Source organism: Methylobacterium sp. NPDC080182 (assembly GCF_050281105.1).
Classification (GTDB): domain Bacteria; phylum Pseudomonadota; class Alphaproteobacteria; order Rhizobiales; family Beijerinckiaceae; genus Methylobacterium.
Map to the genome: position 1 here is coordinate 511,080 of NZ_JBNNWO010000001.1, position 19,098 is coordinate 530,177.

At 71.5% G+C, this 19,098-nt stretch carries 16 protein-coding genes; 9 read left to right on the plus strand and 7 right to left on the minus strand.

The genetic code is table 11. The features are described 5' to 3' along the window. Position 1 precedes the first annotated feature (1 nt). The 3 genes from ACQKQD_RS02575 to pqqA (ACQKQD_RS02585) form a co-directional block, all read right to left on the minus strand. Entirely contained in the window at positions 2–955 is a 954-nt protein-coding gene (locus ACQKQD_RS02575) for a class I SAM-dependent methyltransferase (protein ID WP_020090598.1), read from the minus strand. 159 nt (positions 956–1,114) lie between these two features. After that, positions 1,115–1,204 carry a pyrroloquinoline quinone precursor peptide PqqA gene (pqqA, locus tag ACQKQD_RS02580; RefSeq protein ID WP_041372433.1) on the minus strand — a complete coding sequence of 30 codons (90 nt, stop codon included), beginning with the start codon at positions 1,202–1,204 and terminating at the stop codon, positions 1,115–1,117. Between the two features lie 80 nt (positions 1,205–1,284). Then, the gene (gene pqqA / locus ACQKQD_RS02585) at positions 1,285–1,374 is read right to left on the minus strand and encodes a pyrroloquinoline quinone precursor peptide PqqA (RefSeq protein WP_007559223.1); all 90 of its coding nucleotides are present in this window, start codon (positions 1,372–1,374) and stop codon (positions 1,285–1,287) included. A gap of 393 nt (positions 1,375–1,767) precedes the next feature. Here pqqA (ACQKQD_RS02585) and mgtE point away from each other — a divergent pair, with 393 nt between their 5' ends. Next, positions 1,768–3,180, plus strand: a complete 1,413-nt coding sequence (gene mgtE, locus ACQKQD_RS02590) for a magnesium transporter (RefSeq protein WP_376738881.1) — start codon at positions 1,768–1,770, stop codon at positions 3,178–3,180. A 15-nt stretch (positions 3,181–3,195) separates the two neighbouring features. Here the strand turns inward: mgtE and ACQKQD_RS02595 are convergent, their stop codons facing one another. From ACQKQD_RS02595 to paoA, 4 genes are all read right to left on the minus strand, one after another. Next, the gene (locus tag ACQKQD_RS02595) at positions 3,196–4,737 is read right to left on the minus strand and encodes an acyl-CoA synthetase (protein WP_427507393.1); all 1,542 of its coding nucleotides are present in this window, start codon (positions 4,735–4,737) and stop codon (positions 3,196–3,198) included. A 109-nt stretch (positions 4,738–4,846) separates the two neighbouring features. Then, the gene (locus tag ACQKQD_RS02600) at positions 4,847–7,069 is read right to left on the minus strand and encodes a molybdopterin cofactor-binding domain-containing protein (protein ID WP_427507394.1); all 2,223 of its coding nucleotides are present in this window, start codon (positions 7,067–7,069) and stop codon (positions 4,847–4,849) included. A 21-nt stretch (positions 7,070–7,090) separates the two neighbouring features. Beyond that, positions 7,091–8,065: an FAD binding domain-containing protein gene (locus ACQKQD_RS02605; protein ID WP_427507395.1), complete on the minus strand. Its 975-nt coding sequence runs from the start codon at positions 8,063–8,065 to the stop codon at positions 7,091–7,093. A gap of 10 nt (positions 8,066–8,075) precedes the next feature. Next, positions 8,076–8,732 (minus strand): aldehyde dehydrogenase iron-sulfur subunit PaoA, encoded by a 657-nt coding sequence (paoA, locus tag ACQKQD_RS02610; RefSeq protein WP_427507396.1) that lies wholly within the window; start codon positions 8,730–8,732, stop codon positions 8,076–8,078. Positions 8,733–8,992: 260 nt separating this feature from the next. Between paoA and ACQKQD_RS02615 the strand changes: the two genes are divergently transcribed. The 8 genes from ACQKQD_RS02615 (at position 8,993) to ACQKQD_RS02650 (ending at position 19,096) form a co-directional block, all read left to right on the plus strand. Further along, a complete protein-coding gene (locus tag ACQKQD_RS02615) occupies positions 8,993–9,817 on the plus strand; it encodes an aldo/keto reductase (RefSeq protein ID WP_427507397.1) in 825 nt (274 codons plus the stop codon). A gap of 138 nt (positions 9,818–9,955) precedes the next feature. Then, complete coding sequence (gene nadA, locus ACQKQD_RS02620) at positions 9,956–10,972, plus strand: quinolinate synthase NadA (protein ID WP_091679341.1); 1,017 nt, start codon at positions 9,956–9,958, stop codon at positions 10,970–10,972. Further along, complete coding sequence (locus ACQKQD_RS02625; RefSeq protein ID WP_427507398.1) at positions 10,969–12,483, plus strand: L-aspartate oxidase; 1,515 nt, start codon at positions 10,969–10,971, stop codon at positions 12,481–12,483. The genes nadA and ACQKQD_RS02625 overlap by 4 nt, the downstream gene beginning before the upstream one ends. Then, complete coding sequence (nadC, locus tag ACQKQD_RS02630; RefSeq protein WP_091679065.1) at positions 12,480–13,352, plus strand: carboxylating nicotinate-nucleotide diphosphorylase; 873 nt, start codon at positions 12,480–12,482, stop codon at positions 13,350–13,352. The genes ACQKQD_RS02625 and nadC overlap by 4 nt, the downstream gene beginning before the upstream one ends. Positions 13,353–13,526: 174 nt before the next feature. Beyond that, positions 13,527–15,515, plus strand: a complete 1,989-nt coding sequence (locus tag ACQKQD_RS02635; protein ID WP_427507399.1) for a potassium transporter Kup — start codon at positions 13,527–13,529, stop codon at positions 15,513–15,515. 131 nt (positions 15,516–15,646) lie between these two features. After that, the gene (htpG, locus tag ACQKQD_RS02640) at positions 15,647–17,479 is read left to right on the plus strand and encodes a molecular chaperone HtpG (protein ID WP_427507400.1); all 1,833 of its coding nucleotides are present in this window, start codon (positions 15,647–15,649) and stop codon (positions 17,477–17,479) included. 229 nt (positions 17,480–17,708) lie between these two features. Further along, positions 17,709–18,428, plus strand: coding sequence for an LPS export ABC transporter periplasmic protein LptC (gene lptC, locus ACQKQD_RS02645; protein ID WP_042671243.1), 720 nt, complete (start codon positions 17,709–17,711; stop codon positions 18,426–18,428). Then, complete coding sequence (locus ACQKQD_RS02650) at positions 18,425–19,096, plus strand: LptA/OstA family protein (protein ID WP_056531813.1); 672 nt, start codon at positions 18,425–18,427, stop codon at positions 19,094–19,096. The genes lptC and ACQKQD_RS02650 overlap by 4 nt, the downstream gene beginning before the upstream one ends. The last annotated feature ends 2 nt before the right edge of the window (positions 19,097–19,098 follow it).

Genomic DNA, 19,098 nt, shown 5'->3' on the forward strand with positions numbered 1-19,098 from the left:
GTCAGGCCGCCTTGCGCGCCGCGAGCAGCAGCGCGTTCGGGCGGGTCCGCTTCGGCACCGGCAGGACGCGGTCGAGGACGGCGCCGACGCCGTACGCGAAGGCGAGCGCCGCCGCCCAGGACCATGTCCGCCGGAAGAAGCGGTCGCGGCAGCGGACGGGGCTGACCTTGGCCATCCAGTGGATCAGCGAATCGTGCCGGTCCATGCCGATGGCGTGGACGGCCTCGGGCGTGCAGCCGAGCGTCCCGGCCAGCGCCTCCAGGGCTCTGGGCGTCCACCACGTCAGGTGGTGGGGCGGCGCGTTGATGACGAAATTCGGGACCGTGGTGTTGGGCGAGGGCCAGAGCGGCGTGCCGATCAGGACCACGCCGCCCGGCTTGACGCAGGCCGCGAGCGCCCGGGCGAAACCTAGCGGGTCCGCCACGTGCTCGATCACCTGGAACGCGCAGGCGACGTCGTAGACCGGCCCGACGCGCGCCGCGTGCGCCTCCACGGTCTCGTCGAGGATCGCGCCGGTCGGGTCCTCGGCGGAGAAGTTCGGATCGAGGCCGGTATAGGTGGCGTCCGGCACGTAGGCGCGGAACCCGCCGTGGCCGCAGCCGACATCGAGCACCCGGGCTCCGGACGGGACGTGCGCGGCGGCCTGGCGGAATTCCAGGCGCTCCGTCTCCGGGCCGGCGAGCTTATCGTGCGCGGCGATCCGGCCGTAAAACGCCCGGTAGAAGGCCGCGTCGCCGGCCACCGGCGGATCGAAGAAGATCAGTCCCGTAGGAGATTCCCAGAGCCGGAACGTGCCGGCGGGGCGGAGCAGCGGCCCGACATCGACGCGGCCGGAATAGTGCCAGAGGAGCGTCAGGAAGCCGGCGTCCAGGCGCTCGACGCAGCGCAGAGCGGGGGCACCGGTGATCGGGCAGGGGGGGATCGACCGATCGGCCGTGTGCGCGCTGTCCGCCAAACTGGTCCTCGCTCGCTCCGCAGGCCCGGCTGGTCCGGGGCGTCGCAGCGGCACAGGTTTGGTGCGGCCCGTCAAGCCGAGGCGCGGCTCGTGTCGAGCGCGCAAAGAAAAAGGCGCCGCTTCGGATGAAGCAGCGCCCGGAAACGTCAGAACGACGTCTTAGTGGAAGGTGTCGATCTCAGCGGACTCGTAGCTGGTGACTTCCATGCCGACGCAGATCTCGGACACGATCGGGGCAGACCAAGCCATGATTTCCTCCAGGTAAGTTGATGCGATGGATAGAGAGGCCACGAAGGCCGGAGCGAACCGCGCTCCGGACCGCGCGCGACTTAGTTGAACGTGTCGATCTCGGCGGACTCGTAGCTGGTGACTTCCATGCCGACGCAGATCTCGGACACGATCGGGGCAGACCAAGCCATGGCGTTTCTCCTCGCTGTTGCTGCGATCCATATAGGCAATATCTTGGACGCAATACAAGCGAGCACAACACTTATATTTCTCATAGGGAGCCTGGCCGTGGGCGGCGCGGGGTCGTTCCGTGGCCGCGCGGCCACCCGCCGGAGCCCTGTTCGGCATCGGCTGCGGATGGGCGCGGTTTCGGCTTGACGGGCCCCGCGCCCGGGCGCACGACGCACCCGCGCGACGGTGTCCTCGACGGTGTCGCGCTCCCATTCCAGCAGCGACCCGCGAAGCGACGTGCCCGACCGATCGTGCCTGCCGTGCCCGGCCCCGTGCCGTCGTTCCGCCTGAGCCGCTGAGAGGCCCGGCCGCGGGGTGACCGACGCGGCGGCCGGCCACGGCCCAGACCCAGGATGACCGGCGCCGCGTCGCCTCGTAACCCACGAGGCGAGGCCATGAACGAGATCGCCCCCTTCGATACGCGCGTCGATCCCTCCGTGCTGGCCGCCCGCCTGTCGGACGAACGGGCGCCCGACATCGTCGAGGCCCTGAACGACGAGGCACCCGAGGTCGCCGCCGCCATCCTGCTCGGCCTGCCGCTGGAGCGGGCGATCGAGGTGCTGGACCAGCCGGAACTCGACTGCGCCGCCGACATCATCGAGATGCTGCCGCGGGACCGGGTCGCGGGCTACCTGTCGGGCATGTCGGCCGACCGGGTCACGGACGTGTTCCGCGAGATCGAGGAGCCGGGCCGCTCCGACCTGCGTGCCCGCCTCGACGCCGAGACCCGCGGCGCCGTCGATCGCCTGTCGGCCTACGGCGAGGAGACCGTGGGCTCGCTGATGACCACCGAGTTCGTCACCGTGCCGGGGACCTGGACGGTGGGCCAGACGCTGGAGCACATCCGCCACGTCGAGAAGACCCGGGAGACGATCTACGCGATCTTCGTGCTCGACCCGCGCACCCGCGCGCTCACCAAGGCGGTGCCCCTGCGGCGCCTGATCTCGGGGGACCCGGGCGACAACGTGCTCAGCGTCGCGCCGGGACGCCGGCCGCTCGCGGTCTCGCCCACGGCGAGCCGCGAGGAGGCGGCCCGGCTGATCTCCAAGTACGACCTCCTGGCGCTGCCGGTCGTCGACGCGGTCGGCCACGTGATCGGCATCGTCACCGTCGACGACATGATCGACGCGATGATCGAGAAGCAGACGCAGGACGTGCAGCGCTTCGGCGGCATGGAGGCGCTGCCCGAGCCCTACATGGATATCGGCTTCTTCACGATGATCCGGAAGCGGGCCGGATGGCTGTGCGCGCTGTTCCTGTCGGAAATGCTCACCGCCTCGGCCATGCAGGGCTTCGAGGGCGAGTTGGAGAAGGCGATCGTCCTGACCCTGTTCATCCCGCTCATCATGAGCTCCGGCGGCAATTCCGGCTCGCAGGCGACCTCGCTGCTGATCCGGGCGCTGGCGCTCCACCAGATCCGCCTGCGCGACTGGTGGCGGGTGGCGCTGCGCGAATTGCCGACCGGGATCTTCCTCGGCGCGATCCTCGGCGTGATCGCGGTGATCCGGATCGTCGCGTGGCAGAAGCTCGGCCTCTACGATTACGGCGCGCACTGGCCGCTGGTCGCCGCCACGGTCGGCGCGGCGCTGGTCGGGATCGTGACCTTCGGATCGCTCGCCGGCTCGATGCTGCCGTTCCTGCTCCAGCGGATCGGCTTCGATCCGGCCACCGCCTCGGCGCCCTTCGTGGCGACGCTGGTCGATGTCACCGGCCTCGTCATCTACTTCTCGGTGGCGCTGCTCATCCTGCGCGGGACGCTGCTGTAGGAAGGCCTCCGCGCATCATCCCGTAACCGCCTCGGCCAGCCGCTTCCTCTGGACCTTGCCGTTCGCAGTACGCGGCAGGGCGTCGAGGAAGCGGATCTCCCGCGGGCGCTTGTAGGCGGCGAGCCGCTCGGCGCACCACGCGAGCAGGGCCTCCGCGTCGGGCTCGGCGCCCGCCTGCAGCACCACGAAGCCGCAGATGACCGAGACGTCCGCCCGCACCGGCATCTCGGCGACGCCCACTTCCGCCACGGACGGGTGGGTCGACAGCGCCGCCTCCACCTCGTTCGGCGAGACCCGGTAGCCCATCGCCTTCATCAGGTCGTTGTTGCGGCCCTCGAACCAGAGGTAGCCGTCGGCGTCGAGGCGGGCGAGATCGCCGCCGACGAACCAGTCGCCGCGCATGACCTCCGCCTCTTCCTCCGGCCGGTTCCAGTAGCCGAGCATCAGCGCCGGCTCGGTCCGGTGGACGGCGAGGAGCCCGCTCTCTCCGGCCGGGAGCGGCACGGGCTCGCCCGCCACGGGCAGGATCGCCACCCGCCGGCCCGGCTGCGGCTTGCCGGGCGAGCCGGGGCGCACCGGGATGGTCGGGCCGCTGGAGATGTAGGTCGAGATCTCGCTCATCCCCAGCGCCTCGTAGAGGGGCTTGCCGGTGGCCTGCCGCCAAGCCTCCAGCAGCTCCACCGCGAGGGGCTCGCCGGCCGTGCAGCCGTGGCGGAGGCTCGACAGGTCGTGGGCGCCGAGGTCGCCGTACTTGAGGATCTGGCGGTAGAGCGTCGGGACGGCGGCGAACAGGGTCGCGCCGTACGCCGCGATCAGGCGCGGCCAGACCCCGGGATCGCGCGGGCCGTTGTAGAGCACCGCGGTCGCGCCCACCGACCAGGGATCGCTCAGCCCGACGCCCAGCGTGTAGGTCCAGTTCATCGTGCCGGCGTGGAGCATCACGTCGGATTCGGTGAGCCCGAGCCAGTGGTCGAGCATGGGGCGGCGGCCATAGGCGGCGCGGTGCGCGTGCAGCACCCCCTTGGGCCGGCTCGTCGTGCCGGAGGTGTAGATCAGCATCGCCGGGTCGTCGGCGGCGGTGTCGGCGTAGTCGGGCAGGGGCGGGCCAGCCTTCAGGGCGGAGACCGCGGCGGCGTCGAGCAGGAGGCGCCCGCCCAGGGCCTCGGGCGCGACCGTGCAGCCGCTTCCGATCACCACGGCGGCGGCCCCGGAATTGTCCATGAGGAACGCCGCCTCGCTCTCGGTGAGCTGTGGCGAGGACGGCAGCGCCACGAGGCCGGCCGCCAGGGCGCCGAAGTAGACGAGGACGTAGTCGGCCTCGTTGCCCATCCGGATCATCACCCGGTCGCCGGGCCTCAGGCCGAGGCCGAGGAGACCCGCCGCGATGCCGCGCACCGCCCGCTCGACTTCGCCGAAGCTGAGGCGGTCCGCGGTGCCGTCGCCGACCATCACCAGGGCGGTCTTGTCTGGACGCAGGCGCGCGTTCTCGGCGAGGCAGTACCGCGCCGCGTTGAAGCGGGCCGGCGGACGGCGGTCATCGTGCTGGCTGTCGGACACCGGGCGCTCCCCGCGGGCGGCTTTTCGCCGGGTGTCCCGCCTGGGCGCGCCGGCGTCAACTGGGGCCGTCGCCCCGCCGGCGAGCGCGGCCCCCCGGGCAGTCTGGCCCTCAGGTCCGCCGCTGCGCCTGGCCCTCCTGCTCCTCGAAGCCCTTGAGCATCTTATCGAGGGTCATCGGGTAGTCGCGAACCCGGATCCCGGTGGCGTTGTAGATCGCGTTGGCGAGCGAGGCGCCGGCGCCGCAGATGCCGAGCTCGCCGAGCCCCTTGCTCTTCAGCGGGTTCGCCTTGTCGTCGAGTTCCGGCAGGAACACCGCGTCGATCTCCGGGAGATCGGCGTGGACCGGGACGTGGTACTCGGCCATGTCGTGGTTGACGAAGTAGCTGTAGCGCGGATCGACCACGGCATCCTCCATCAGAGCGGCGCCGACGCCGAAGGTCATACCGCCGATCGCTTGGCTGCGCGCGGTCTTGGCGTTGAGGATGCGCCCGCCGGTGAACACGCCGAGCATCCGCCGCAGCCGGATCTCACCGGTATCGACGTCGACCCCGACCTCTGCGAAGTGCGCCCCGTACGAGTACTGCGAGAACTTCTGCTTCATCTCGCCGGGCTTGATCTCGCCAGAGGCCTCCAGCCCGGACTTGGCGAGATCGGTGAGCGACTCGGTGCGGTTGCCGGACGTGACCGCGCCGTCGCGGAAGGTGGCGCCGTCCGGGTTGAGGTCGCCGGCCTTGAGCAGGGCCTGCCGGAGGTTGTCGCAGGCGACGTAGAGCGCCGAGCCCGCCGAGCCGGCGCCGAAGGATCCCCCGGAGCCGGCCGCGAACGGGAACTCGGTGTCGCCCATCTCGACCCGCACGCGCTCGGGCGGCAGCCCCAGCATCTCGCCGGCGATCTGGGTGAGGATCGTGTAGGTGCCGGTGCCGGGATCGGTCATCGCCATCCGCACCACCAGCACGCCGTCCGGCCCGAGGCGGACCTTCGCGGCGGACGGCATCAGCGGGTTGAGGCGCGCGGCCGCCGACATGCCCATGCCGACGAGCCAGTTGCCCTCGCGCCGGGAGCCCGCGGCCTGCCGCCTGTCCCAGCCGAACAGGCGCGCGCCCTCGTGCATGCAGGGCACCAGCTTGCGGGTCGAGAACGGGACTTTCTTCTCGGGATCCTCGGCCGGCTCGTTGCGCACCCGGAGTTCGATCGGGTCGATCTTCAGCTGCTCGGCGAGCTCGTCCATGGCGCACTCGAAGGCGAGCTGGCCTACGGCCTCCCCGGGAGCGCGCATCGCCGAGGCGATCGGCATGTTGAGGTTGACCAGCCGATGGCGCGTCACGCGGTTCTGCGCGGCGTACAGGGAGCGGGTGACGTTGGCCGAGGTCTCGAAGAACCCGTCGCCCTCGGCGGTGTCGGACCAGGATTCGTGGCTGATCGCGGAGAGACGGCCGTCGCGGTCGGCGCCGAGGCGGATCCGCTGGATCGTGTCAGTCCGGTGGGTCGCGACGTGGAACTCCTGCTGCCGGGTGAGCGCGACCTTCACGGGACGCTGGATCACCTTCGAGGCCAGGATCGCGAGCGTCGCCTCCGGCTGGACCTGCAGCTTCGCGCCGAATCCGCCGCCGATATAGGGGCTGACGATGCGCACCTTCTCGGGGGGGAGCTTGAGCACCGAGCCGAGGGATTTCTGGCCCCGGTTCGGCATCTGGTTGGCCGTGTAGAGCACGACCCCGTCGCCCTCCCAGGACGCGATGGTGGCGTGCGGCTCCATCTGTGCGTGGATCTGGTTCGGCGTGACATACTCCACGTCGAGCTTGACCGGTGCGGCCGCGAAGGCGGCGTCGAAGTCGCCGAGCTTGGAATCCGGCGGTGAATTGACCGGCTTCGGCTCGTAGGCCGCCGCCAGGCTGTCCTTGAGCAGCCCCTTGGGCTTGGCCGCGTCGTACCGGACCTTGACCAGCATCGCGGCGGCGCGCGCCTGCTCGAAGGTCTCGGCGACCACGAAGGCGACCGGCTGCCCGTAGAACCGGATCTCCGTCCCCTGGAGCTGTGGCCAGACCTGCTCCTTCTTCTCGCCCTGCTCGGGCACGTTCTCGTGGGTCATCACTAGGATCGCGCCGGGCGCCTTGCGGGCGGCCTCCGCGTCGATCGACCGGATCGTGCCGGAAGCGATCGCCGCCGGCACGATGAAGCCGTAGGCGGGGGTCTTCAGGGCCCGGGTCTCGTACGCGTAGGGCGCGTGACCCGTGACCTTGAGCTTGCCTTCGACCCGGTTCAGCGGCTTGCCGACGAGCCCGTCGGGCCGGTCGTCGAGGGGCGTCCGGCCGATCGGCTGGTTCATCTCCATGGGAACGGTCCTTGCCGGGATCTACGCGCGGGTCGCCTGCGCCACGACGGCCCGAAGGGTCCGGCGCGTCAGCGGGATCTTGAAGTCGTTGCTGCCGTAGCCGCGGGCGCCCTTGAGCACCGCGTCGGCGGCGGCGTCGGCCGAGCCGGTCTGCACCAGTGCCGTCTCGGCCTCGGCCACCCGCCAGGGCTTGTGCGCCAGGCCGCCGAAGGCGAGCCGCGCGGCCTGAGGCTTGCCTCCTTCGGCGCCAGCGATCACGGCGGCCACCGACACGGTCGCGAAGGCGTAGGACGCCCGGTCGCGGACCTTCCGGTAGATGTGGGTACCGGCCACCGGCTTCGGCAGCGTCACGGCCGTAATGATCTCGCCCTTGCGCAGCTCGGTCTCGACCTGCGGCGTGTCGCCGGGCAGCCGGTGGAAGTCGGCGATCGGGATGCTGCGCGCCTGCCCGTCCGGGTTCACCGTCTCCACCGTCGCGTCGAGGGCGCGCATGGCGACGTTCATGTCGGACGGGTTGGTGGCGATGCAGGCCTCGCTCGCCCCGACCACTGCCATGATGCGGTTGAACCCGCCGATCGCCGAGCAGCCCGAGCCGGGCTCACGCTTATTGCAGGGCATAGCGGTGTCGTAGAAATAGTAGCACCGCGTCCGCTGGAGCAGGTTGCCGGCCGTCGTCGCCTTGTTGCGCAACTGGCCCGAGGCGCCGGCGAGCAGCGCCTTCGCCAGCACGGCGTAGTCCTTCCGGACCCGCGGGTCGGCGGCGAGGTCGGCGTTGCGGACGAGCGCGCCGATGCGCAGGCCGCCATCCTGCGTGGCCTCGACCGTGTCGAGCGGCAGCCGGTTGACGTCGATCAACGTGGCCGGGGTCTCGATCTGGAGCTTCATCAGGTCGAGAAGGTTGGTGCCGCCAGCGATGAACTTGGCGTTCGGCCGCTCGGCCGCGAGCTTCGCGGCGTCCTGCACGGTGGCGGGGCGCTCGTAGGCAAAGGCCTTCATCTCCGCCTCCTCAGAGTTTGGTGGCGGCGGCGTCGCGAATCGCCGCGACGATGTTCGGGTAGGCGCTGCAGCGGCAGATGTTGCCGCTCATCCGCTCGCGGATCTCGGCGTCGCTGAGCGTCGGAGTCGCCGCGACGTCCTCGGAGACGTGGCTCGGCCAGCCGGCCTTGGCCTCGCTCAGCATGCCGACCGACGAGCAGATCTGGCCCGGCGTACAGTAGCCGCACTGGAAGCCGTCATGCTCCAGGAACGCCACCTGCATCGGGTGAAGCTTGTCCCCGTCCGCCAAGCCCTCGATCGTGGTGATCGGGTCGCCCTCGTGCATCGCCGCGAGCGTCAGGCAGGAATTGATCCGCCGGCCGTCGACCAGGACCGTGCAGGCCCCGCACTGGCCGTGATCGCAGCCCTTCTTGGTGCCGGTGAGCGCGAGGTGCTCGCGCAGAGCGTCGAGGAGCGTCGTGCGGGTGTCGAGGACGAGATCGTGCGGTTGGCCATTGATGCTGAGCCGCACCGGCACGGTCTGCGGAGCCGGATCGCCCGGCGCCGCCGCGGACATCGCGGGACTGGGCCGGAACCCGAGGGCGCCGAGTGCGCCGGCCACCGCACAGCCCTCCACCACGGCCCGCCGCGTCAGCGCGAGCGGCTTCGTCGGAGTCGCGTCTGTCATGCTGCCATCCAGCCCGTGCACCACGCGTGGGACGCCGCGCGCAGCTTGGAATCTGGTGCGCCAACGTCCGGCCGGATGGATTAGATCCTGTCCAGACTGCGCCCGTTCAGCGCGGCTCCGCCGCTACGGGCGCTGGACCCATGTCGTGACCCGATCGCTCCGTCCTTGCTTCGCTGCGCTCGCGAGAACGGTGACGCCTTGGAACGCGTCCCGCTGCGAGCGTTTGGGTTGATCGGACCACGACACCGGAGCCTCGCCTCATGGCTATCCCGACCCTGCCGCTCAACGACGGCCGACACATCCCGCAGATCGGCTACGGCTGCTGGCAGCTCTCGGACGCCCAGGCTCCGGATCTCGTCGGACAGGCCCTCCGCGCCGGCTATCGGCTTATCGACACGGCCGCGGCGTACGGCAACGAGGCGGGCGTCGGGCGCGGCATCCGGGACGCGGGGATCCCCCGCGAGGAGATCTTCCTCACCACGAAGCTCTGGAACGATCGCCAGGGCCGCGACGAGGCGAGGCGCGCCTTCGACGAGAGCCTGCGGCAACTCGGTCTACCGTATGTCGACCTGTACCTGATCCACTGGCCGTGCCCGCAGCGTCGCCTGTTCGTCGAGACCTGGAAGACGCTGATCGAGCTCCGGAAGGAGGGCCGCGCGAAGTCCATCGGCGTGTCGAACTTCTCGCCCGAGCACCTCGCCACGCTGATCGGCGAGACCGACGCGGCCCCGGCCGTCAACCAAATCGAGTTGCACCCCTATTTCCAGCGCAAAGAACCGCGCGCGGAGGACGCCCGTCACGGGATCGTGACCGAGTCATGGAGCCCGCTCGGCCGGGGCAAGGAGCTGAACGACCCGGTCATCCTCGCAATCGCGGAAGCGCACGGGAAGACGCCCGCCCAGGTGGTGCTCCGCTGGCAGATCCAGATCGGATGCGTGGCGATCCCCAAGACCGCCACCCCGCGGCGCATCGCCGAGAACATCGCGCTGTTCGATTTTGAGCTCGGCGCGGACGAGATGGCGCGGATCGCCGGCCTCGACCGGGCCGACGGCCGGATCGGACCTGACCCGGCGACCTTCTGCTGAGCGCTCGAGCCTTCGGCGGCGCAGCGTAACATCGCACCGCAAAAGATTTATGCTCACAGCTAGCATATCTGGACAGGCGCGTCCGGCCCCCATAAGTTAGACGGCACAATGCTCAAACTGAGCATAATGGAGGACGCCATGACGGCGACCGTTGCACCCGTCTCCCGCACGACGATCCCGGGCCTGCCCCTTCCGGATCTGTACGCACGCGTCAGCCGGCACGTCCCCGCGATCGAGTGGCCGGCGCTCGCACCCGACATCGAGGCGATCCTGCGCCTGAAGCGGGAGCGCAACGCCGTGATCCTGGCGCACAACTACCAGGCGCCCGAGATCTTCCACACGGTGGCCGACATCGTGGGCGACAGCCTCGCGCTGGCCCGCGAGGCGGTGAACGTGAACGCCGACGTGATCGTGCTGGCGGGCGTCCACTTCATGGCCGAGACGGCCAAGCTCCTGAACCCGAGCAAGACCGTGCTCATCCCCGACATGGGCGCCGGCTGCTCGCTGGCCGATTCGATCACCGCCGCAGACGTGCGCGGCCTGCGTGCCAAATACCCGGGCGTGCCGATCGTGACCTACGTGAACACCTCGGCGGCCGTGAAAGCCGAGTCCGACCTGTGCTGCACCTCCGGCAACGCCGTCGCGGTGGTGAAGTCGCTGAACGCCCCCCGCGTCCTCATGATCCCCGACGAGTTCCTCGCGCAGAACGTCCAGGCCGAGATACCGGAGGTCGAGATCCTGACCTGGGCCGGCCATTGCGAGGTGCACGAGCGCTTCACCCCGGCCGACATCCGCGATGTCCGCGACAGCTATCCCGGGGTGACCGTGATCGCGCACCCGGAATGCCCGCCGGACGTGGTGGCCGAATCGGACTTCTCGGGCTCCACCGCGATGATGATGGACTTCGTCGTCGAGAAGCGGCCGAAGCAGGTGGTGCTCGTCACCGAGTGCTCCATGGCGGACAACATCGCGGCGCAGAACCCGGACATCGAGTTCATCAAGCCCTGCAACATGTGCCCGCACATGAAGCGGATGAGCCTGCGCAACATCCGGCGGTCGCTCGAGACGATGACCCACGAGGTCACGGTCGACCCGGCGCTCGCCGACCGCGCCCGGGCCGCGGTCGAGCGCATGCTCGAGGTGCGCACACGATGAACGCGATCTCCCCGAACAGCGCCGACCGCGTCGTCGTGGTCGGCGGCGGCGTCGCGGGCCTCAGCGTCGCGCTGCGCCTCGCGCCCCGCCCGGTGACGCTGGTCACGGCCTCGGCCCTCGGCCTCGGCACCGCCACCGGCTGGGCCCAGGGCGGGATCGCGGCCGCGGTCGGCGCCGACGACGCGGCGGCGCTCCACGCCGCCGACACGGAGGCCGCCGGCGCCGGGCTCACCGAGCCCGACGTGGCGCTCCGGGTCGCCGCGGAGGGCCCCGCGCTGATCGACTGGCTCGTGCGGATCGGCGTCCCGTTCGACCGCACCGACGACGGCGCGCTGGCCCTCGGGCTCGAGGCGGCTCACGGCCGCCGCCGCATCGTCCGCTCCGGCGGCGACGCCACCGGCGCCCGCGTCCTCGAAGGGCTCGTGCGGGCCGTGCTGTCGGCGCCGTCCGTGGAGATCGTCACGGCGCGGGCCTGCGACCTGCTCCGGGACACGCGCGGGGCGGTCGCCGGCATCGTCGCCGAGCGCGACGGCGCGCTTTTCCGCATCCCGGCCCGCGCGGTGGTGCTCGCCACCGGCGGCGTCGGCGCCCTCTACGCGGCGACCACCAACCCGCCGGGCGCCGTCGGCCGCGGGCTGGCGCTCGCCGCCCGGGCCGGCGCAGTGATGCGCGACATGGAGTTCGTGCAGTTCCACCCGACAGCCATCGCGGCCGGCGCCGACCCGATGCCGCTCGCGACCGAAGCTCTGCGCGGCGAGGGCGCCCGCCTCATCGACGAGACCGGCGCCGCCGTGATGGCCGGCATCGCGGGCGGCGACCTCGCGCCGCGCGACGTGGTCGCCCGCGGCATCTTCCAGGCGCTGCAGCGGGGCCGCACGGTCTATCTCGACGCCCGCGGCGCGCTCGGCGCCGCGATGCCGACGCGGTTCCCGACCGTGGCGGGGCTCTGCGCCGCCGCCGGCATCGACCCCGCCGTGCAGCCGATCCCGGTCCGCCCGGCGGCGCACTACCACATGGGCGGTGTGAAGGTGGACGCGTACGGCGCCACCTCGGTGCCGGGCCTCTACGCCTGCGGCGAGGTCTCCTCGACGGGCCTCCACGGCGCCAACCGGCTCGCCAGCAACTCCCTGCTGGAGGGCCTCGCCTACGCGCGCTTCATCGCCGACGGGCTCGACACGCCGCCGCCCGCCGCGATCGTGCCCGAGGCCGTGTCTGTCCGTGCCGCCGGCGACCTGCCGGCGATCCGCGCGCTGATGGAGCGCAGGGTCGGCGTCGTGCGCGACGCCGCCGGCCTCGAGGAAGCCGTCGCCGTCCTCGAGGCGGGGGCTGAGACCTGCGACGCCGCCCTCGTGGCGCTGCTCATCGCCCGCGGCGCGCTCGCCCGCCGGGAGAGCCGCGGCGCCCACTGGCGCAGCGACTTCCCCCATCTCGCCGTGGCCGCGCACACCGAGGCCGCGCTGGCCGACCCGATCGCCGCGACCCCGTCCGCCGAGGAGGCGCTGACGCCATGACCCAGTCGGTTCTCTCCGATGAGATCCTCCCCCTGCCGCGGCTCCTCGTGGAGCCCGTGGTGCGCGCCGCCCTGCTGGAGGATCTCGGCCGGGCCGGCGACATCACCACCGACGCCATCGTCCCCCCGGGCGAGCGGATGCGCGGCGTGATCGCCTCCCGGCAGGACGGCGTCATCTCGGGCACCGACGCCGCCGCCATCGCCTTCGCGCTGGTGGACCCGGCCGTCACCGTGACGGTCGAGCGCGGCGACGGCGCCCGCGTGGCGCCGGGCGACGTGGTGCTGCGCCTCGAGGGGCCGGCGCGGGCGATCCTGACGGCCGAGCGCGTGGCGCTGAACCTGCTCTGCCGGATGTCGGGCGTGGCCACCGCCACCCACGGCCTCGTCGAGGCCGCGCGCCCGCACGGGAAGGCGTCGATCGTCTGCACCCGCAAGACCACGCCGGGCCTGCGCGCCCTGGAGAAGCACGCGGTCCGGGCCGGCGGCGGCTCGAACCACCGCTTCGGCCTCGACGACGCGGTGCTGATCAAGGACAACCACGTGGCGGTGGCCGGCGGCATCGTCCCGGCGATCGAGCGCGCCCGGTCCCGGGCCGGCCACTTGGTGAAGATCGAGTGCGAGGTCGACAGCCTGGAGCAGCTGGAGGAGGCCCTGTCGGTCGGGATCGACGCGGTGCTCCTCGACAATATGGGGCCCGACCTGCTCCGCCGCGCCGTGGCGATGATCGACGGGCGCGCCCTGTCCGAGGCGTCGGGCCGGATCACCCGCGAGACGGTCGGGGCCGTCGCGGCCTCGGGGGTCGACCTGATCTCCTGCGGCTGGATCACCCATTCGGCGGCGATCATCGACCTGGGGCTCGACGCCGCCTGACCGGCGGGCCCCGCGCGCCGCCGGCGCGGCGGGGCCGAAGCGGTCGCTCGACTGTCATCACGTTCGGGTGACAAGTCTTCGCCGCGGTCGCTCGGGAGATCTGCCGAGTCTATCGCCGCGCGACCGACTCGCTAAGATTTCGGCCAACCGCGACGCCATCGACCGGACCCGACCGTGAGCCAAGCCCTGCCTTCCGCGGCTGCCCCGGCGGTCGATCGTCCGGCGGCGCCGGTGGCGCGCAAGCCCGGCGCGGTCCGGCACGGGCCCGGCGGCGCGCTGATGCTGGGCGCGCTGGGCGTCGTGTACGGCGACATCGGCACGAGCCCGCTCTACGCGTTCAAGGAGGCCGTGAAGGCCGCGACCAGCGGCGGCGCCTCGGTGCCGGCGGCGGCCACCGGCGCGGTGTCGCTGATCCTGTGGTCGCTGATCCTGATCGTGTCGCTGAAATACGCGGTGCTGATCCTGCGCGCCGACAACCGCGGCGAGGGCGGCATCGTCGCCATGCTGGCGCTGCTCGGCGCCCGTCAGGCCCGGCCCGGCACGTGGAAGGCGCTGCTCCTGGTGGTCGGGCTGGTGGGCGCGGCGCTGCTCTACGGTGACGGCGCGATCACGCCGGCGATCTCTGTGCTCTCGGCGATCGAGGGCCTGAAGGTCGACGCGCCGTCACTCGGGCCGTACGTCGTGCCGATCACCCTCGCCATCCTGGTCGGGCTGTTCCTGGTCCAGCACAAGGGCGTCGCCGCCATCGGCCGGGTGTTCGGGCCGGTCATGCTCGTCTGGTTCGTCGTCCTGGTCCTGCTCGCGGTCCCGAGCATCCTGCACGCGCCGGAGATCCTGGCGGCGGCCAACCCGTTCCGGGCGGTGGACTTCCTGATCCATGCCGGCTGGCATGTCAGCTTCCTGATGCTCGGCGCGGCCTTCCTGGCGGTGACCGGCGGCGAGGCGATGTACGCCGATCTCGGCCATTTCGGCGCCCCGGCGATCCGGATCGCGTGGTTCGGCCTCGTGCTGCCGGCGCTGCTGATCCACTATTGCGGCCAGGGCGCGCTGATCATCGCCGACCCGAGCGCGATCGAGAACCCGTTCTACCGGCTCGCGCCGGACTGGGCGCATTACCCGCTGGTGGCGCTCGCCACGATGGCGACCGTCATCGCCTCGCAGGCGGTGATCTCGGGCGTCTACTCGCTCACCCAGCAGTCGATCCAGCTCGGCTTCATGCCGATGATGCGGGTGGTGCACACCGATGAGGACGAGCGCGGCCAGATCTACGTGCCGGCGGTGAACTGGCTGCTCGCCGTGGCGACCCTGACGGCCGTGGTGGTGTTCGGCTCCTCCGACGCCCTGGCCGGCGCCTACGGCATCGCGGTCTCGGCGCTCATGGGCATCACCACGCTGCTCGCCGCGCTGATCGCGCTCCGCTGGGGCTACAACCCGGTCCTGGTCCTCGCGGTCAACGGCTTCTTCCTCGGCATCGACCTCGTGTTCTTCTCCGCCAACAGCGTGAAGCTGTTCGAGGGCGGTTGGTTTCCGCTGCTGCTCGCCGGCGTGGTCGCCTTCCTGATGCTGACCTGGATGAAGGGCAACCACGTCCTCGAATCCGTCCGCCAGACCATGCGCATGTCCGAGGCCTCCTTCCTCTCCAGCCTCGGCTCGCACCCGCCGGTGACGCTGCCCGGCACCGCGGCCTTCCTGACCGCCGCCACCGAGGGCATCCCGATGGCGCTCGGCCGCCTGCTGGAGCGCAGCCGCTGCCTGCACGAGCGGATCCTGCTGATCACCGTCGTCTACGAGGAGGAGCCGGTGATCCCGGCGAGCGAGCGGGCGCAGGTCACGCTGGTGGCGCAGGGGATCCGCAAGGCGATCTCGAAGTACACGCCCGGCATGGAGCGCGTCGTGCTGCGCTACGGCTTCATGCAGACCGCCTCGATCCCCGAGGGGCTGCAATGCGCGGTGGCGAGCGGGCTGCTGCCGCCGGAATATCTGGAGGACATGACGTATTTCGTGGGCCACGAGGTGGTGATCCCGTCGCCGACCCATCCCGGCATGGCGCCGTGGCGGGAAGGCCTGTTCGCCTTCATGAAGCGGAACGCCGAGCGCACCGGCGCCCATTTCGGCCTGCCGACCCGGCAGATCGTCGAGGTGGGCACCGAGATCGAGATCTGACCGGTCGCGGCGCGCGGGGGCGCTGCCCGAGGCGCGCGTCGGAGGCCGGGGCCGGCCGTCTTTCGCATTGAAAACGGCCCCGTTCGCCAGCATATCGCCACCGCAATTTCCCCACAGCGGAGGCATCACCCGTGAGCGAGACGATCGAGCGGCACGAATTCGGGGCGGAGGTGGGACGCCTCCTCGACCTCGTCGTGCACGCGCTCTACTCCGACCGCGAGATCTTCCTGCGCGAACTCGTCGCCAACGCGGCCGACGCCATGGACCGGCGGCGGTTCGAGGCCCTGACCTCGGCGGCGAGCGCGCTGCCGCCGGACGCCAAGGTCCGCATCGCGCCCGACAAGGAGGCGCGGACCCTGACCGTGTCGGACGCCGGCATCGGCATGACCAAGGAGGATCTCGCCACCAACCTCGGCACCATCGCGCGCTCCGGCACGCGGGCCTTCTCGCAGACGCTCGAATCCGCCAAGGCCGAGGACCGGCCGAGCCTGATCGGCCAGTTCGGCGTCGGCTTCTACTCGGCCTTCATGGTCGCCGACCGCGTCACCGTCACGTCGCGCCGCGCCGGCAGCGACGAGGCCTGGACCTGGGCCTCGGAGGGGCAGGGCAGCTACACGCTGGAGTCGGCGACGCGGGCCGAGCCCGGCACCGACATCGTGCTGCACCTCAAGGCGGATGCCGACGAGTACCTCGAGCCCTACCGCCTCGACCATCTCGTGCGGAAATGGGCCGACTTCATCACGGTGCCGATCGCCGTCGTGCGCGACGGCAAGGACGAGTCGGCCAACCAGGGCACCGCGCTCTGGCGCAAGGCGAAGTCCGAGGTCACCGAGGAGCAGTACGAGGAATTCTACCACTCCATCGGCATGAACTTCGACAAGCCGTGGGCGACGCTCCACTGGCGCGCCGAGGGGCAGCTCGAGTTCTCCGCGCTTCTGTTCATCCCCGGCTCGAAGCCGTTCCAGGCCCTCGAGAACGAGCGGCAGAGCAAGGTCCGGCTGCATGTCCGGCGGATGTTCATCACCGACGAGGCCGAACTGCTGCCGCCGTGGCTGCGCTTCGTCCAGGGCGTCGTCGACACCGAGGACCTGCCGCTGAACGTCTCCCGCGAGATGCTGCAATCGACCCCGGCGCTCGCCCGGATCCGCCGCGCGGTCACCGGGCGCGTCGTCTCCGAACTCACCACCCGCGCCAAGGACGCGGAGGGCTACCAGTCCTTCTGGGAGAATTTCGGCCCCGTCCTCAAGGAGGGCATCTACGAGGATTTCGAGCGCCGGGGCGAGATCGCGCCGCTCCTGCGCTTCCGCTCCTCGGCGGTCGAGGGCTGGACCTCGCTGCCCGACTACGTGTCCCGCATGAAGGACGGCCAGGAGGCGATCTACTACCTCGTCGCCGACGACGCCGAGGCGCTCAAGTCGTCGCCGCAGCTGGAGGGCTTCCGGGCCCGCGGCCTCGAGGTGCTGCTCCTCTCCGACCACGTCGACGCCTTCTGGCCCGATCAGCTCGGCACCTTCGACGAGAAGCCGCTCCGCTCGATCACCAAGGGCGGCCTCGACCTGTCGAAGTTCGCGCCGGAGGGCGAGCAGCCGGAGGCGCCGGAGGGCATCGACGCCTTCGTCGCCGCCGTGAAGACGGCCCTCGGCGCCGAGGTCTCGGACGTGCGCACCACCGACCGGCTCGTCGATTCGGCCGTGGTCCTCTCGGCCGGCACCGGCGGACCCGACCTGCAGATGCAGCGGCTCATGCGCCGGGCCGGGCGGGCCGGTGCCGGGCAGCCGGTCCTGGAGATCAACCCGCGCCACCCGCTGATTCGGGCGCTGGCCGCGGCGCCCGAATCGGAGGTGCCGCAGGCCGCCGGCACGCTCCTCGACCTCGCCCGCATCCAGGACGGCGACAGCCCCCGCGACCCGGCGGCCTTCGCCCGCACGGTGGCGGCGGCGCTCGCGGCCGCGCGGGGCGCGTAGGACTACGGAGACCCGCGCCGCGCGCTGCTAGGACGGCACGCGCGGCGTGTGTCTCCACACACATCCGTCCGGGATGATTGTGGGTTCGGTTGATCATTCGGAAATGGTCGAGCCATAACTTCGCCACCGGTCGGGATCATTGCCCGGCCGAAGGCGCGGGCGCGGTGGGGGCCGCAGGCGTCTGAGCCGAACCCTCTCGCGCGCCTCGGGCGCGCCTCACGGACGCTGCATGAACCCGGTCGAGGCTGAAGCCGGCAACGGACAGGCGGTCGCGGCGGCGCGGACCCGGGCCCACGCCCGGGCGTACCGCCACAGCGGACGCGTGCGCACCATGCGCCGGCTGATTCCGGTGGTCGCCGGCGGCGCGGTGGCGCTGCTGCTGGGCTACCTGTTCAATCCCTTCGCGGCGCAGTTGCCGGGCGTCTCGGTCGGCCCGGTGACGCTGGCCGGCTCCAAGGTCCGCATGGAGAACCCGCGGCTCTCGGGCTTCCGCCAGGGGACGCGCGGCTACGAGGTGACGGCCGACGCCGCCCTCCAGGACGTCCGCAAGCCGAGCCAGATCGAGCTGCAGCAGATGCGCGGCCACATCGCCACCGACGACCAGGGCGGCATCGCCCGCCTCTCGGCGACGTCGGGCCTGTTCGACACCGCCCGCGAGGCGCTCGACCTGAAGGACGACATCCGCATCTGGACCGACAAGGGCGAGGAGGCGCGCCTGCGCTCCGCCGCCGTCGCGTTCAAGACCGGCTCCATCAGCTCGCAGGAGCCCGTCACCGTCTCGAGCGCGCGGGCCAACGTGAAGGCCGACACCCTCGACGTCGTCGAGAACGGCAAGCGGATCTCCTTCGTGGGCAACGTCCACGTGGTCATCGTCAGCGACGCGCCGGGGGAGAAGCCCCAGGCCCGCATCCTGACCTCGGACGCCGAAGCCGCGGACGGTGCCCGATGAGCGCCGCCCGCCTCCTCTGCGCCGCCCTGGCGGCCGGGCTGGTCCTCGCCGGCCCGGCGCTGGCCGAGAAGCCGGCGCGCAAGGATTCGCCCTTCGGCAATATCGGCGGCGGCGGCAAGGATCCGATCAAGATCGACGCCGACCGGCTCGACGTGTTCGACCGGGAGAACAAGGCGGTCTTCGCCGGCAACGTCGTGGCCGTGCAGGGCGACAGCACCATCCGCTGCTCGACCATGACGGTGACCTACAAGCGCGGCAAGGACGCGCCGGGCAAGGGCGCCAAGGGCGACGCCAAGCCTGAGGCGCGGGACGAGGGCGCCGACGCGGCGCCGCGGAACCCCGCCGAGAACGGGATCCAGAAGGTCGACTGCGCCGGGCCGGTGACGGTGGTGCAGAAGGACCAGGTCGCCACGGGCGATCACGCGGTGTTCGACCAGGACGCCAAGCGGATCGTGCTGACCGGCAACGTCGTCCTGAGCCAGTGTCAGAACGTCACCCGCGGGCAGCGGCTCGTCTACGACATGAACACCGGACGCGCGAACATGGACCCGGTGGCGGGCGGCCGCGTCTCGGCCCTGTTCGTGCCCGGCGAGAAGTCCGACGCCAAGGACGGCAAGGCGAAGGGCTGCAGCCAGCCGCCGCCCAGGCCGAAGGCGCAGGTCGATTGAGC

Excerpts from the sequence above, each read along its gene's own strand:
- ACQKQD_RS02615 (WP_427507397.1), top strand. The coding sequence starts at position 8,993 with ATGGCTATCCCGACCCTGCCGCTCAACGACGGCCGACACATCCCGCAG.
- pqqA (WP_041372433.1), bottom strand. The coding sequence starts at position 1,204 with ATGGCTTGGTCTGCCCCGATCGTGTCCGAGATCTGCGTCGGCATGGAA.
- paoA (WP_427507396.1), bottom strand. The coding sequence starts at position 8,732 with ATGACAGACGCGACTCCGACGAAGCCGCTCGCGCTGACGCGGCGGGCC.
- mgtE (WP_376738881.1), top strand. The coding sequence starts at position 1,768 with ATGACCGGCGCCGCGTCGCCTCGTAACCCACGAGGCGAGGCCATGAAC.
- ACQKQD_RS02625 (WP_427507398.1), top strand. The coding sequence starts at position 10,969 with ATGAACGCGATCTCCCCGAACAGCGCCGACCGCGTCGTCGTGGTCGGC.
- ACQKQD_RS02600 (WP_427507394.1), bottom strand. The coding sequence starts at position 7,069 with ATGGAGATGAACCAGCCGATCGGCCGGACGCCCCTCGACGACCGGCCC.
- ACQKQD_RS02605 (WP_427507395.1), bottom strand. The coding sequence starts at position 8,065 with ATGAAGGCCTTTGCCTACGAGCGCCCCGCCACCGTGCAGGACGCCGCG.
- ACQKQD_RS02650 (WP_056531813.1), top strand. The coding sequence starts at position 18,425 with ATGAGCGCCGCCCGCCTCCTCTGCGCCGCCCTGGCGGCCGGGCTGGTC.
- pqqA (WP_007559223.1), bottom strand. The coding sequence starts at position 1,374 with ATGGCTTGGTCTGCCCCGATCGTGTCCGAGATCTGCGTCGGCATGGAA.
- nadC (WP_091679065.1), top strand. The coding sequence starts at position 12,480 with ATGACCCAGTCGGTTCTCTCCGATGAGATCCTCCCCCTGCCGCGGCTC.
- lptC (WP_042671243.1), top strand. The coding sequence starts at position 17,709 with ATGAACCCGGTCGAGGCTGAAGCCGGCAACGGACAGGCGGTCGCGGCG.
- nadA (WP_091679341.1), top strand. The coding sequence starts at position 9,956 with ATGACGGCGACCGTTGCACCCGTCTCCCGCACGACGATCCCGGGCCTG.